Below are 12,971 nucleotides of genomic sequence, written 5' to 3' on the forward strand. Positions count from 1 at the left end.
TCAAAACCACCTCCTAGTTAGTAAAACCACGTTTCAATTCACCCGCTATAATATTCCTTTGTATTTCTGAAGTTCCTTCGTATATTTTTGTAATCCGGGCATCACGGTAATACCTTTCAATCGGATACTCTTTCATATAGCCGATACCACCATGGATTTGAAGTGCTAGGTCAGCAACCTTGTTATAAACTTCGGAACCAAAGAGTTTTGCAATTGCAGCCTCTTTAACAACCCTCATATTCTGGTCAGTCATCCATGCAACGCGATACGTCAATGAGCGTAGTGCTTCGATTTGCATACTGATTTCTGCAAGCATATGCTGGACTGCTTGAAATTCGATAATCTGCGTGCTGAACTGCTCCCTTTTATGTGCATAGTCCAAAGAGTGTTCCAGTAATCTTTCACATGATCCTAGGTTCCTAGCAGCTAAGCCCGCCCGACCATTTGCGAGGATTTTCAACGCATTAATATAGCCTTTACCTTCCTCACCTAATACATTTTCAGCAGGCACTTCCATATTTTCGAAAAACAATTCAGCGGAATGTGAACCGCGAAGGCCCATCTTCTTTTCAACATTTCCAACTATAAACCCTGGGAAGTCTTTTTCTACTATGAAAGAGGTGATTCCTTTCGCGCCTTTAGAACTGTCTGTTACCGCCATAACAGTAAAAACATGTCCATCTACGGCATTTGTAATGTAGTGTTTTGATCCGTTAATGATATATTTATCACCTTTTTTTACAGCTGTTGTTTTCAAGTTTGCAGCATTTGAGCCTGCACTTGGTTCCGTTAACGCAAAAGCCCCAATCCATTCGCCACTTGCCATCTTCGGTAAGTACTTGTTTTTTTGTTCTTCAGTCCCAAGGTCCACGATACCTACTGAGCCAATACCCGTATGCGCACCGATAAGCGTTGTAAATCCATTATGCGTCTTTCCTAATTCTTCATAAATTGCACATTTTCCAACCATGTCTAGTCCAAGCCCGCCGTATTTTTCAGGGATCCCTAGGCTGAATAGTCCCATTTCCTTAGACATTTCTACAACTTTTCGGGGAATATGATCCGTTTCCTCTATTTCCATAGCCAGCGGTTCCACTTCTTCACGTACAAACTTCTTAACCGTTTCACGCAGGTAATTGATATCCTCAGAAAACTCGAAGTTCACATAGATCTCCCCTTTAGTTGTTTTTAAATACCGCTTTTCTCTTTTCTAAAAAAGCTGTAGTGCCTTCTTTTTTATCCTCAGTTGTAAATGCAACCGCTTGAGACAATTTTTCAATCCACATTGCTGTATCCGAATCCACGTCAAAGCCTTTATGAATTGCAAATTTGGCAAGCTGTACAGCAACCGGACCTTTTTTCATCAGTTCAAGAGCTATCATCTCCACTTTTTCGACCAGGGATTCTTCATCTGTAAAATACGAAACTAGACCGATTCTTTCCGCTTCTTGTCCATCGATAATTTTTCCGGTTAAAATCATATCAAGGGCCCGCCCTTTTCCAACAATTCTTGAAAGGCGCTGTGTGCCCCCAGCTCCGGGTATAATACCTAAATTTAATTCTGGTAAACCGAACTTTGCATTTTTGGTAGCCACACGGATATCACAAGCTAAAGCAAGCTCACAACCTCCTCCAAGTGCAAAACCGTTCACCGCGGCAATTGTTACTTTATTGCAATTTTCGATTTGGGCATACAACCCCTGCATACCTGGGACTAAGGCCTCCAATGCTTCTCTTTCGTGTAATTGTTTAATATCTGCACCTGCGGCAAATGACTTTCCCCCTGCACCTTGAACGACAATTACCCGTATCGTGTTATCCAGTTCAGCCTCTGAAAATGCCATGCCGATTTCTTTAAGTGTCAGTGTATCCAACGCATTTCTCGTTTCTGGACGGTTTAGGGTAAGCCACATGACCCCTTCCTTTTTATCTACAAAAAGATTGCGATAGTCCTCCAAGTGATTCACTTCCTCATGTGTATTTATAAAACCCGTTGCCACTCTTCTTACCGAGGCGGCCTGCTTTAACGTACTTGACAAGTAGGGGACAAGGACGGTATTTTTCGCCAAGCGTTTGATATAAATACTCCATATTACGTAATCTTGTATCCAGTCCTACCAAATCGGCTAATTCCAATGGTCCCATCGGATGGTTAAGCCCAAGTTTCATCGCTGTATCGATATCTTCCGCCGATGCTACCCCCTCCATTAGCATGTTCATTGCTTCATTGCCTATTAAACAATTCATGCGTGAAGTAACAAAACCAGGAAACTCATTGACTTCCACTGCTTGTTTTTTCATCTTTTCCGAAATTCCCTTAACAAATGCAACTGTTTCGTCTGATGTTTCCAAACCGCGGATTACCTCGACCAACTTCATCTTATGTACCGGGTTGAAAAAATGCATGGCGACGACTTTATCCGGCCGAGATGTCTGGGCTCCGATTTCAGTCGGACTCATCGTGGACGTATTTGTAGCTAAGATTGTTTCGGGTTTACATATCCTATCCAACTGTTGGAATACATCAATTTTCAAATCCATTTTTTCAAGTACTGCTTCAATCACTAAATCTGCATCTTTTGCTGCACTCTCCAAATCCACTTCATAGAAAAGGTTTTCTTTTACATGATCAACTGTTTCTTTTGCTATAAAACCTTTCTCGCAACTAAAAGTAAGCAACGCATCAATTTCATCCTTTGCCTTCTTCAAAACTTCCTCATTCAAGTCATTCAAATAGACTTTATAGCCGGAAAGCGCACAACTATACGCAATTCCCCTACCCATGACACCGGAACCAACTACGGATATTTGCATCTGATTCCCCTCCTTTAGTTTGAAGTTATCGTTTCTTCCGAGTAAGTAAATTCGGCATCTGTCAATTCTATAAGCTGTTCAATGCTCACATCGGATATAATTTCTACAAGTCTCATATGCCCTTCATCAAAAGTAAATACGGCGTGTTCCGTTACGACCATATCGGCTTTTCGTACGCCACTGCTCGGAAGAGTCAATTTCTTCACAAGCTTCGCTTTTCCATCTTTAGCTGTCTGCATTGTCGCTATAATAATTTTCTTCGCACCGGCAACTAAGTCCATTGCCCCCCCTACCCCTAAAATGGTTTCACCGGGTACTGCCCAATTCGCTATTTCACCTGTTTGGTCTACTTGCAATACGCCTAATACAGCAACATCGATATGCCCGCCTCTTATCATGGCAAATGAATTCGAACTATCAAATAGCGAAGCGCCAGCTTCCATCGTGATGGGTTGCTTACTCGCACTGATTAAGTCCATGTTTATCTCTTCATCTACAGGGGTGGGTCCCATTCCAAGTAGTCCATTTTCAGATTGCATATAAAGCTGTTTATTCCCTAGATAATCCGGGATCAGGGTGGGAATCCCAACTCCAAGATTAACGACTTGCCCTTCATTGAGTTCTTCTGCAATACGTTTTGAAATTTTGATTCTATCAGCTATGCTCAACGTATTTCCCACCTTTTTTAACGTATTTGTTCATGACAATATAATCTACATATACATGTGGTGTTTCTACTTCTTGTGGTGAGAATGATCCAGCCTCCACAATTTCATCCACTTCAGCGATAACAATTTTCCCAGCTGTCGCCATTACCGCGTTGAAGTTACGTCCCGTGTGGTCATAAATCAGATTGCCAAGGGTATCCGCTTTCATGGCTTTTATTAAAGACACATCACCCTTTATGGCTTTCTCCAGGATGTACGTTTCACCATCGATTACCTTCACGTCTTTACCTTCTGCCAATTTTGTTCCTACCGCCGTTTTTGTATAGAAGCCACCTATTCCCGCCCCACCGCATCTGACTGCTTCAGCTAAAGTTCCTTGGGGAATCAATTCGATTTCCAATTCTCCGTCGGACCAAGCCTTCACAGCATCTCTATTTGAAGTGAAATAGGAGCCTTTTGCCTTTTTTATATTTTTACTAAGCAATAACTTTCCGAGTCCTTTGCCCGCTTCTCCAAGATTATTACTAACGATTGTCAGCCCTTTTTTTGACGAATCGGCAAGTTCGTCAATAAGCGTCAAAGGCGTTCCTGATAGTCCAAATCCACCGACAAGCAAAGTATCATTATCATTAATATAATGTAGATACTCTGACTTTTCTATTAGTTTTTCCATACTTGTTCCCCTTTCATTCGTGATGAAGTTGGTATGAAGAATTCCATTGAATCCGCTGCGGCGCACGGGGATACCTCCCGCAATAAGCCAAACAGCCTCGCTGTCAGTCTTATTACTTCGGCTACCCCTTTTAAGGCGCCTTGTCTAGTTTGTATAGACGTTTGATACACCCGGCGCCATGGTTACTCGCACCATTGGAAGAACATATAGAAAACGGGCCGTCATTCCGATGAAAGAAAAGGGCCCGTTTTTACGTTCACTTAGTTATTATCAATCTGCGCCCTTTGCAATGTTCCGCTATAGTCTACGTAAACGGCTTTCCATTCTGTATACACATCGAGAGCTGCAACTCCAGAATCGCGATGACCGTTGCCTGTCCCTTTGGTCCCTCCGAATGGGAGGTGAATTTCAGCACCTGTTGTTCCTGCATTGATATAGACGATTCCTGTATCAAGATCACGTTGTGCTCGGAAAATCCGATTCACATCTTGTGAGAAAATCGAGCTGGAAAGTCCGAATTGAACACTGTTATTGACGTCAATAGCCTCATCCAAACTTGCCACTTCGATTAAGGATATAACCGGACCGAAAACTTCTTCCTGTGCAAGACGGCTGTCCCATTTGACATCTGTAAAGAGGGTTGGTGCATAATAATTACCCTTTGCTAGTTCCCCATCTGAAATCACCTTACCCCCAGACAGTAATTTCGCTCCTTCTTCTTGCCCAATCTGTACATAGCCATCAATTTTTTCGAGTGCTTTTTTATTGATGACAGGACCAATCTTAATAGACTCATCAAGTCCATTGCCGATTGTAAGAGGTTCCATTGCCGTTAATAACTTCTGTTCCAACTCCTCCTTAACATCTTTATGCACGATGACTCGACTACATGCTGTACACCGTTGACCCGATGTCCCGAAAGCACTCCATAAGATTCCTTCTACAGCTAAATCGACGTTGGCATCATCCATGACGATAATTGCATTCTTCCCGCCCATTTCCAAGGACACCTTTTTCAAATGACGACCGCCTAACTCTGCCACATGACGGCCCGTTTCCGTTGATCCTGTAAAGGAAATCACTTTTACATCGGGATGCTCAATCATTGTTGTTCCCACTGTTGAGCCTGACCCGAAAACGATATTTGCCACACCTTTCGGTAGGTCTACTTCTTCGAAAATCTTCGCCATTTCATAAGCCATCATCGGCGTTTCCGTTGCAGGTTTCCATAAAAATGTATTTCCTGCAACAATGGCCGGGAATGACTTCCATGTAGCAATTGCAACCGGGAAATTCCATGGCGTGATCAATCCAACAACGCCAATCGGTGCACGGACACTCATCGCAAATTTGTTTTCCAATTCGGAAGGCACTGTAGAACCGAACAATCTTCGTCCCTCACCCGCCATATAAAATGCCATATCGATACCTTCTTGAACTTCTCCCCGTGCTTCTTCTATCACTTTCCCCATCTCTGTTGTAAGCACCTGGGATAAGTGTTCTTTTCTCTCAATCATTAATTGCCCCACTGCGTATAAATATTCGGCACGTTTTGGAGCGGGAACTAGCGCCCACTTCTTTTGGGCCTCTTTTGCCGCTGCGACTGCAAAATCAACATCCTCTTTTGTTGAAAGTCTGACATCCGCTATTTTTTCTCCGGTTGCAGGATTCAAAACCTCTGTATAGTCAGCTTTTGTCTCATCTTGCCAAACCCCATTAATAAAGTTATTCAATATCATAATCTATTTCCCCTTTCATTTTGAAGTGATTTTTATATTCTTTTTAATCCGGTTGATAGCCTCGTGAAGAATATCACTCGGTACAGAAAGAGATATTCTAAAATAGCCTTCTCCGGAAGGACCAAACGCATTGCCCGGCGTAACGATAACCCCTGCCTGATCCAATACAGCAGTTGCAAACTCAGTGGATGTATAACCTTCTGGTACAGGTGCCCAAATGAAAAACGAGCCTTTAGGTGGAGGGACTTCTATCCCAATCTCTTTCAACCCTTTAGTCATTGCTTGCATTCTAGCTTCATAAATTTTGGAATGCTTTTGGGTACAGCTCTGATCACTGTTTAACGCATGCGCGGCTGCAAGTTGAATAGGTGTGAATTGACCTGTATCTATATTACTTTTATAGACAGACAGCGCTTTAATAATTTCTTTGTTTCCCACAACGTAACCGATTCTATACCCGGTCATGCTGTAGGTCTTTGACAATGAACCAAACTCGACGGCTACTTTTTTTGCGCCGTCTGCTTGTAAAATACTCGGAGCCTTATAGTCCTCAAAGGTAACCATGTTGTAGGCCGAATCATGCGCAATCACGATATTCTGTGATTCGGCAAATGAAATGGCATTCGTGAAAAAGTCAGCATCGACAGTCGCCGTTGTCGGATTACCGGGATAGTTTAAAAACATCAACTTAGATGACGCAAGCACTTCTTCAGGTATAGCTGAGAAGTTAGGTTGATAATTAAACTCCTTTTTCAAAGGCATATCGTATACTTTTCCTTCAGCCAAATAGGTTGCCGTACGATAAGGTGGATAACCCGGATCTGGTATCAGTACATGGTCGCCCGGATTTATAAGAGTAGGAACGATATGCGCAATGCCTTCTTTTGACCCGATTAAAGCAAGAACCTCCGTATCCGGGTTTAAATCCACATCAAAACGTTTTTTGTAAAAGTTAGCCACCGCTTGCCTAAATCTCCTGTCACCTATAAAGCTTGGGTATTTCGAGTTTTCTGGTCGTTGAATTTCTTCAATCAGCTTTTCGACGATGTGAGTAGGCGTTGGTAAATCAGGATCACCAATGCCCAAGTCAATCACATCCACACCTGATTCTAGTAGACTTGCTTTCTTTTTATTCAGCTCGGCAAACATATATGGTGGAATTGCCGCCATTTTATTTGATTGGAAACGCAAGACTTCATCTCCTTCAATGTTACTCGTCTATCAATCACAATTTAATGGGGTCACTGACAGTCTCTTCATTTCCTACTAGCGTTTCGTGATTGGCTGACGCACTTCCCTCTAAATCAGGTTTGTCACCAGCTGTTCCTTTACCAGAGGAATGAGTGTCATTGCTGTCCACTTTTTTATCTGGGAAAAGTAAACTGAAAATAATCCCTGCAGTCATTGCGAAAAAGAATGTCGTGAATCGGGAAGACACGATTTCTTCCAATGGGGTAGAAATCCATATCACTGTACTGATAAATCCTGTTGCAATTGTTGCAATCACACCAATTCCAGAATACTTTCTCCAGAAAAATGTAAGGATTACCGCGGGAGATAATGTACCTCCGACACCTGCCCATGCCCAGCTGACTACTAGGAAAACGAGAGACTCGGATGTTAACGCAATCACCAACCCAACGATTCCTGCAAGTACGATTGTTGTTCTAGAAACTGCTACAAGTTGCTTTTGTGTTAAATCCAATTTAAGCGCATTATGAATAATATCTTCACTAACTGAACTTGTAATAACAAGAAGCTGTGAATCTGCAGTTGAAATAATTGCAGCAAGAATACCCGCAAGTAATATACCTGCAATCCAAGAGGGAAACAGATCCATAATCATAATCGGCAAAATCATTTCAACGTCCGCAAATGTTTGGCCCTGGTATAAAGTAAGCGCTGTAATACCAATCATGAATGCACCACTATATGCAAGGACTGTCCATGATACTGCAACAATACTTCCCGTCCTTGCTTCTTTTTTACTTCTCAATGCCATAAAGCGTGAAGTTAGTTGCGGTTGCCCACCTAAAAAACCGAAAACCCAAGCAAAATTGTTGAAGAGTAGTAATCCTAATGAGAAACCGATTGCGCCACCTGTCCAAGAATCCAGTGTGGGCCCTGAAGACATCAGTGCTTGACTGATGGACAAATCGGCAGCGGAAATCTTAACAAGCGCTATGATTGGAAGAACAACTAAAGTAATCAGCATCATGATACTTTGAATCATATCTGTCCAAACGACGGCGATAAAACCACCAAGAAACGCAAGGAGCACAACGACTAGGAAACTTAACCATATGCCCATTACCGGAGGAATATTAAAAACTGCAAATAATGTTTTTCCGGCACCTGCTAATTGAGCCCCAAAATAAAACATCATAAAACTGAAAATCAAAATCGTAGAAAGCCAAAGAATAATTTTAGCGTGTTTACCAAATCGTGCTGCTAAATAGCCAGGAAGTGTTATGACTTGGTACTTGTCTGCCTCTTCCATAAAGCGTTTAGCCAGGAATAACCAAGAAAAAATAATTCCAGTTGCGATTCCAGCCGCTACCCAAACCGCCGATAATCCTGTCGCAAAAACAAAACCCGTATACCCGAGTAATAACCAGGCAGACTCTCCAGTTGCCCGCTCAGAAAATGCTAACGCCCACCCCGGTAATTGTTTTCCCCCAAGAAGGAACTCCGAGTGATTTTTTGCACTTCGACTTACAAGATAACCTATTACTACCATGAGAAGTAGATACAAGCCAAATTCAACAACTATTATCGTATTCAATGAGCCATCCCCTAACGTCATAATAGTATCTGCGAAATTAAAGCGCTTACATTTTTCAATCGAAAATTGTTATTCCTAAACAATCGCGTCTTCTATTACCAAATCACGTTCCGCGAATCTTCCGACACGAAGTGGTGTAAGATCTAGTGTTTCGTATTTCCCATTACATATCAATTCCGCAAGTCCTAATCCAACTCCTGGGGCCTGTTGCATCCCGTGTCCACTAAATCCAAGTGCGACAAAGTAACCATTCAATAAGGGATGTTCACCGATAATAGCATTTTGATCCGCAGTATTATAGTTGTACAATCCCGCCCATCCCGATTCTAATTTCAAACTTTCAAAGTTAGGCACCCTATGAGCCAATATTGGCCATAACGGATCAAAAGATGATCTTCTCCACCTAAAGTCGATTCCCGGCTTGACATCCTCTGAAAAACCGCATACTATCTGATCACCTTCGTGCCTAAAGTAAACACCTGTCGGATCAATTGTTAAAGGCAGTGGTTTCACTAATTTTTCTGTCGTATTAAATAAGTAAATTTGCCTTTTTAATGGCGCAAGTGGTAGTGGCAATCCTATTTTCTCGCTTAACTCGGCACCCCATGCACCCGCACAGTTAACAATGATGGGAGCAGAATAAGTGGTCCCGTTCACCAGACGAACACCTGTAGTGCGGCCTTGTTCCGTTAAAATCGTAGCCACTTCTTCAGATAAGTACTCGACCCCAAGCAATTGAGCATTTTTCCGGTATGCTTGCATTACTGAATAGGGATCCAAATAACCATCTTCCTTACAATAAAGTCCACCCGCAAGATCATCCGTATTCAGTTCAGGAATAATTGATTTCAAATCAGCATTTGAAACAATTTCCGATGGCACTCCGTAATGATTTTGCATAATCAACTGTTTTTGTAACGCAGGTAATGTTTTATCCGTTGCCAAGAATAAATAACCACGCTGTTTAAAGTCGATTTCTGCTCTTACTCCATCAATCGCCATTTTTTCTGCAAACTTTTCATATACTTTTAGACTAAATCTGCTCAACCGGATATTTACGGAAGTTGAATAGATTTGTCTAATGCCCCCAGCACTTAATGCAGTGGAGCAGTATTTGTAGGTTGGGTCTTTTTCAAAAACAATAATTCTCCCTTCAAAACCATTCTTTCGCAAGGAGTAAGCTGTACTTGAACCCATAACCCCTCCGCCCACAATGATGACATCCGCTTTTCCCAAACAACTTCTCCTCCCATCAAATCAATACTGTTACGAGTGGAAACAAAAATAATAAGGACAATTAAAAAGATAATACTATTACTATGGGATACTATCATTAGTATACTTTTAACAAGTATTTTTACAACTTACAATCTGCACAAAATTCTGATATAATTTACTCCAATGAATATTCTGGTCGCGGTAAAGGCTGAGTCAGACCCAATAATGATAAGGGGTGAGGGAAATGAAGTTCTTTGAGCATATTGCACAATCCATTGTTGAACAAACTTCAAAAGTATTAGAAATCCCTTTGAGTATTACAAATTGCAACGGGACAATTATCGGTTGCACGGATACAAAACGGCTTGGCTCCCATCATGTGGCGACTTCTGAAATCACTATAGCTAATCAAGTAATGCTCTTTACAGAACAAGAAATAAATGAATTGGAAAACGTATTACCAGGCGTAGCGGTCCCCATAAAATTTCAGCAACAAACTATCGGCGTACTTGGTATTATAGGTAATCCACTCATAGTTGAGCGGTACATTCAGTTTGTACAATCACATATAGAAATGGTGCTGATGCAAAAGTTCCAATCAAAAACAACTACCATGCAAATGGAAACCATGCAGGATTTTATTCACCATCTCATTGGCTCTGAAAAAATGTACGATTTGAATAAGCTTACAAGTTACAGCGAGATGCTTGGCGTCCAATTTAACGTACAGCGATATTGCTTGCTAATCGATATAAATGTAATGGACAAAAGTACAACTTTTCCCCAACAGGATCTTTTCGTTCTGGTAAATAAGCTTTTTAGACAAGATAACTTGGATATAATCGCACCTTTGAACCAAAATCAATGGATTATTTTAAAATATGTTGTGGAAGATAGGTCAATCAAACCAGGTGTTGAGCATCGTGTCGCCTTGGATTCCTTACATCAATTTTTTAAAACAAAAAAGTCAACTGTTGAAATCATTATCTCAACCGGGTCCAATTATTCAGGTATTGAAGGTATCAGTAAATCCTATAGGGAAGCGAACCAAACGCTACAAGTTGCTAAAGCAAATAAATTGGAACCGTCCATTCATTCTGTCACTGATTGGAATATTCTCTCACTAACTCTTTCAACAAATATACAATTACCTTCCAAGCAAATATTGATGACCCATATTGATAAGATAAAAGCGCATCCAAATGGAAGTGCACTCATTGAAAGTTTTCTTAACTTCTGTGAAAACCAGTTGAACATGAGTAAATCAGCGCGAAAACTTTATATACACCGAAATACATTATTATATAGATTAAAACAACTACAGGAATTAATCGGTATTGATGTGCAATCGTTTGAACAATGCACGTTATTATATTTGGCATTAAGACAATATGGATCTATCCCCAAAGCATACAGTCTTGAACAAAACCAAAAATAAGAAAAGGAAGTTGAACAGTCAACCACCTACGGATATCCGTCAATTCAGAATTCATCAACAAAAATCATTTTGCGTATGATAAGATTACGATAATTCATATGTAAAAAAGTATTATCTTCGCTTTGAGACATATGATGTAACTTTCCGACGTATAAGACTCATAACAGAACGGAGATGACATAGGAAATGATGATAATAAGTGCAGAAGAACAAAGGCGTTTAATCGATATGAAGGAAGTGATCGAACAAGTCGAAATCGCTTTACAGGCATTTTCAGCATCTAAAACAGATACACCTATTCGGACATCCCTACCTTTCGGTAAAGAAAACGCTGGATTAGTCATGCCTTCAGTAGCTGAAGAACTTGAAGCGATGGGTCTTAAGTATGTAACGGTTGTCCCTGGAAATGCACAGGTAGAAAAAAAAGTGATTCACGGCGTGGTACTTCTCTCAGATATCAAGACCGGTGAACCACTAGCTTTACTGGAAGGTTCCTATCTGACACAAATTCGAACTGGTGCACTATCCGGAGCTGCAACAAAATATTTAGCGCGTGATAACGCGACACGGTTGGGGATTATTGGCACAGGGCAACAATCCGGGGGGCTTTGTGAGGCAATATTCGCCGTTAGGGACATTCAAGCTATCTATATTTACAATAGAAGTGAGGAGAAAGCCAAAAAGTTTTCTACATTCGTAAAAGAAAGGTTCGGTAAAGAAGTAGTAATTTGTAAACATCCGGACGAAGTTGTTCAAAATTGCGATGTTCTTGTTACAGCAACAACATCCATGTCGCCGGTATTTTCAGAAAAACTGCAACCCGGCATTCATGTAAATGCGGTTGGCTCTTTCAAACCCACTATGCAAGAGCTACCTTCACACGCCATACAATCAGCTACAAAAGTAGTGGTTGAATCATTGACTGCTGCTATGGAAGAAACGGGTGATTTACAGGTACCAATTCAAGAAGGTGTATTTTCTGAAAATGATATCCATGCAGAGCTCGGCAAAATAATAAGTGGCGTGCAATTGGGGAGAACGTCCGCCGAGGAGATTACTGTATTTAAATCAGTGGGACTTGCCGTAGTGGATATTATAGTAGCAAAATATATATATGAAAAAGCGCTTTCGCAAAATGCGGGAGTCCTTGTAGAATTATAAGTAAAAAATGACACAAAACTACGGGGTTGATGGCTTCCCTTACAGAAATCCTGAATTACTTTTAGTTAGTGTTTAAATACGCTTATTTAGCAAAATAAAAAAGATGGGCTTTACGTCCATCTTTTTTATCCAAAAATCTCTTTACAGAAAACCGGCTTAAACCATCTTTAGTAAAGCTTCCCTTCCTATCATCCCTTTTTCAATTCCGAGTTTCTCCGCTTCGAGGGTGATTGACTCAAGTGGTGCATTTAGCAATTGATCAATGGTCTTAACCCCGACTGCCCTACCTGCGATAATTAATCGATCGCTTAACTTCATATTCAATAGCTCAACATCTAAAGCCCCACACATAATATAGCCCACTTCGTTTGAAATCGTTAGCAGTGTCGTTTTTGGCAAACGGACTGTAACTGCAGTAAACGGCTGTCCTTCAATAACAATCGGTGACAATGAAATCATCTAAATCCGCCCCTTT

At 41.1% G+C, this 12,971-nt stretch carries 12 protein-coding genes; 2 read left to right on the plus strand and 10 right to left on the minus strand.

The genetic code is table 11. From position 1 onward, the window contains the following. Window positions 1-13: 13 nt before the first annotated feature. From FILTAD_RS10615 to FILTAD_RS10655, 9 genes are all read right to left on the minus strand, one after another. Window positions 14-1,165 (minus strand): acyl-CoA dehydrogenase family protein, encoded by a 1,152-nt coding sequence (locus FILTAD_RS10615; RefSeq protein ID WP_124070749.1) that lies wholly within the window; start codon window positions 1,163-1,165, stop codon window positions 14-16. Between the two features lie 13 nt (window positions 1,166-1,178). Beyond that, window positions 1,179-1,958 carry an enoyl-CoA hydratase/isomerase family protein gene (locus FILTAD_RS10620; protein WP_124071191.1) on the minus strand — a complete coding sequence of 260 codons (780 nt, stop codon included), beginning with the start codon at window positions 1,956-1,958 and terminating at the stop codon, window positions 1,179-1,181. A 13-nt stretch (window positions 1,959-1,971) separates the two neighbouring features. After that, a complete protein-coding gene (locus tag FILTAD_RS10625; protein ID WP_124070750.1) occupies window positions 1,972-2,814 on the minus strand; it encodes a 3-hydroxyacyl-CoA dehydrogenase in 843 nt (280 codons plus the stop codon). 14 nt (window positions 2,815-2,828) lie between these two features. Next, window positions 2,829-3,482: a 3-oxoacid CoA-transferase subunit B gene (locus FILTAD_RS10630; protein WP_124070751.1), complete on the minus strand. Its 654-nt coding sequence runs from the start codon at window positions 3,480-3,482 to the stop codon at window positions 2,829-2,831. Then, a complete protein-coding gene (locus FILTAD_RS10635; protein ID WP_124070752.1) occupies window positions 3,469-4,155 on the minus strand; it encodes a CoA transferase subunit A in 687 nt (228 codons plus the stop codon). The genes FILTAD_RS10630 and FILTAD_RS10635 overlap by 14 nt, the downstream gene beginning before the upstream one ends. A 260-nt stretch (window positions 4,156-4,415) precedes the next feature. Continuing rightward, window positions 4,416-5,894 carry an aldehyde dehydrogenase family protein gene (locus FILTAD_RS10640; RefSeq protein ID WP_124070753.1) on the minus strand — a complete coding sequence of 493 codons (1,479 nt, stop codon included), beginning with the start codon at window positions 5,892-5,894 and terminating at the stop codon, window positions 4,416-4,418. Window positions 5,895-5,909: 15 nt separating this feature from the next. Continuing rightward, entirely contained in the window at window positions 5,910-7,085 is a 1,176-nt protein-coding gene (locus FILTAD_RS10645; RefSeq protein ID WP_124070754.1) for an LL-diaminopimelate aminotransferase, read from the minus strand. Between the two features lie 34 nt (window positions 7,086-7,119). After that, the gene (locus FILTAD_RS10650) at window positions 7,120-8,679 is read right to left on the minus strand and encodes a sodium/proline symporter (protein ID WP_124070755.1); all 1,560 of its coding nucleotides are present in this window, start codon (window positions 8,677-8,679) and stop codon (window positions 7,120-7,122) included. 75 nt (window positions 8,680-8,754) lie between these two features. Next, window positions 8,755-9,915: an NAD(P)/FAD-dependent oxidoreductase gene (locus tag FILTAD_RS10655; RefSeq protein WP_124070756.1), complete on the minus strand. Its 1,161-nt coding sequence runs from the start codon at window positions 9,913-9,915 to the stop codon at window positions 8,755-8,757. 226 nt (window positions 9,916-10,141) lie between these two features. Here FILTAD_RS10655 and FILTAD_RS10660 point away from each other — a divergent pair, with 226 nt between their 5' ends. Further along, complete coding sequence (locus tag FILTAD_RS10660) at window positions 10,142-11,335, plus strand: sugar diacid recognition domain-containing protein (protein WP_124070757.1); 1,194 nt, start codon at window positions 10,142-10,144, stop codon at window positions 11,333-11,335. A 186-nt stretch (window positions 11,336-11,521) separates the two neighbouring features. After that, on the plus strand, window positions 11,522-12,496 hold the full coding sequence (locus FILTAD_RS10665) for an ornithine cyclodeaminase family protein (RefSeq protein ID WP_124070758.1): 975 nt from the start codon (window positions 11,522-11,524) through the stop codon (window positions 12,494-12,496). Window positions 12,497-12,652: 156 nt separating this feature from the next. Here the strand turns inward: FILTAD_RS10665 and FILTAD_RS10670 are convergent, their stop codons facing one another. Continuing rightward, the gene (locus FILTAD_RS10670) at window positions 12,653-12,955 is read right to left on the minus strand and encodes a YunC family protein (protein ID WP_124070759.1); all 303 of its coding nucleotides are present in this window, start codon (window positions 12,953-12,955) and stop codon (window positions 12,653-12,655) included. Between the last annotated feature and the right edge of the window lie 16 nt (window positions 12,956-12,971).

The sequence above is a fragment of the Filibacter tadaridae genome (genome assembly GCF_900609045.1).
GTDB classification, from domain to species: domain Bacteria; phylum Bacillota; class Bacilli; order Bacillales_A; family Planococcaceae; genus Sporosarcina; species Sporosarcina tadaridae.

Bases quoted from the DNA above. Each gene is read 5' to 3' on its own strand.
- FILTAD_RS10625 (WP_124070750.1), bottom strand. From the start codon at position 2,814: ATGCAAATATCCGTAGTTGGTTCCGGTGTCATGGGTAGGGGAATTGCG.
- FILTAD_RS10635 (WP_124070752.1), bottom strand. From the start codon at position 4,155: ATGGAAAAACTAATAGAAAAGTCAGAGTATCTACATTATATTAATGAT.
- FILTAD_RS10640 (WP_124070753.1), bottom strand. From the start codon at position 5,894: ATGATATTGAATAACTTTATTAATGGGGTTTGGCAAGATGAGACAAAA.
- FILTAD_RS10660 (WP_124070757.1), top strand. From the start codon at position 10,142: ATGAAGTTCTTTGAGCATATTGCACAATCCATTGTTGAACAAACTTCA.
- FILTAD_RS10665 (WP_124070758.1), top strand. From the start codon at position 11,522: ATGATGATAATAAGTGCAGAAGAACAAAGGCGTTTAATCGATATGAAG.
- FILTAD_RS10670 (WP_124070759.1), bottom strand. From the start codon at position 12,955: ATGATTTCATTGTCACCGATTGTTATTGAAGGACAGCCGTTTACTGCA.